A 1,359-nucleotide genomic window follows, 5' to 3' on the forward strand; every position below is an offset into this window, starting at 1 on the left:
GAGAGTGTCCGATTGTTTGTGTGCGGGGGCTTGGTTTACAAGTAGTCCGCGAATCGGTCAGGGTAAGCCACGGCTAGTTGGTTGATGGCTTGTTTCCATCCGGTGGCTTTCGCTCCTTCAATATAGCCGTTGCATTCGATGTCGCGTTTCGCTTTCTTCGCTCGCTGGGCGGCGCGCTTGTCCTCGATATTGCAGATCATCAGCCACAGCGTCTTCAGTGCCGCAGTATCGTTCGGGAATTGGCCCCGGTTACGGGTAGCTTTACGTAGTTCAGCGTTGAGTGATTCGATCGAGTTGGTGGTGTAGAGCACCCGGCGTGCCGCCGGCGGGAACTGCAGAAACGGTATGAACCGCTCCCACGCGTCGCGCCAGACTTTGACCGACTGCGGATATTTTTGGCCCAATTCTGAGGCCTCGAAAGCATCAAGGCCGGCACGGGCGGTGTCCTCGTTTGCGGCTGTGTAGACCTCACGCAGCGCCCGGGAGACAGATTTGCGGTCCTGGTAGGACACCCACCGGTTCGCAGCCCGAATCAGGTGAACGATGCAGGTCTGCACCATGGAATTTGGCCAGGTTGCCTCCACGGCTTCCGGCAGGCCTTTCAGCCCGTCGCAGCAGACGATGAACACGTCTTGGACACCGCGGTTGGCCAGATCCGCGCACACTGATGCCCAGAATGCGGCGCCTTCATTTTCAGCGATCCACAATCCCAAGATGTGCTTGATGCCGTCGATGTCGATGCCAACCGCCATGTAGCAGGCTTTGTTGACCACGCGGTGACCGTCACGGATTTTGACGCGGAGCGCGTCGAGGAAGATCACCGGGTAAAACTCGTCGAGCTGGCGGTTCTGCCAGATCATGACCTCGTCTAACACCGCATCGGTAATCGTGCTGATCGTATCCGGGCTCACATCCACCCCAAGCGTGGTCGCAAGGTGGTGCTGAATATCGCGCACCGTCATCCCACCGGCATACAGCGAGACGATCATGTCGTCGAGCTCTGTCAGCCGGCGTGCTCCCTTGGGCACCATCTTCGGGGTAAACGTGCCAGCACGATCCCTGGGCACGGTCACGTCCAGCGCGCCATAGCCAGAATTGACGGTCTTGGTGTACGACCCGTTGCGGTGATTGCCGCCGTGTGTGGGTTCAACCTGGGCTTTGGTTTTACGGTCGGAATGTCCGTAGCCCAAATGCGCATCCATTTCCGCCTGCAGACCAGCGTTGATCGATGCCTGCAACAGGCCTTTGACCAGGTCGCTGGCATCATCAGCCGACGTTGACAGCTCGCTGATCAAGCTGGCGAGCTCAGGATTTTCCATCAGCTTCTCGCTGATCTCGTTGACCCTCGCCGGGTCATGG

At 58.7% G+C, this 1,359-nt stretch carries 1 protein-coding gene; it reads right to left on the reverse strand.

Translation table 11 applies throughout. The annotated features are described in order from the left end of the window. Positions 1-35 precede the first annotated feature (35 nt). Positions 36-1,334, reverse strand: a complete 1,299-nt coding sequence (locus tag ACUY2Y_RS11655; RefSeq protein WP_448326645.1) for an IS256 family transposase — start codon at positions 1,332-1,334, stop codon at positions 36-38. Positions 1,335-1,359: the final 25 nt, after the last annotated feature.

This window comes from Corynebacterium sp. 20-84 (assembly GCF_053479455.1).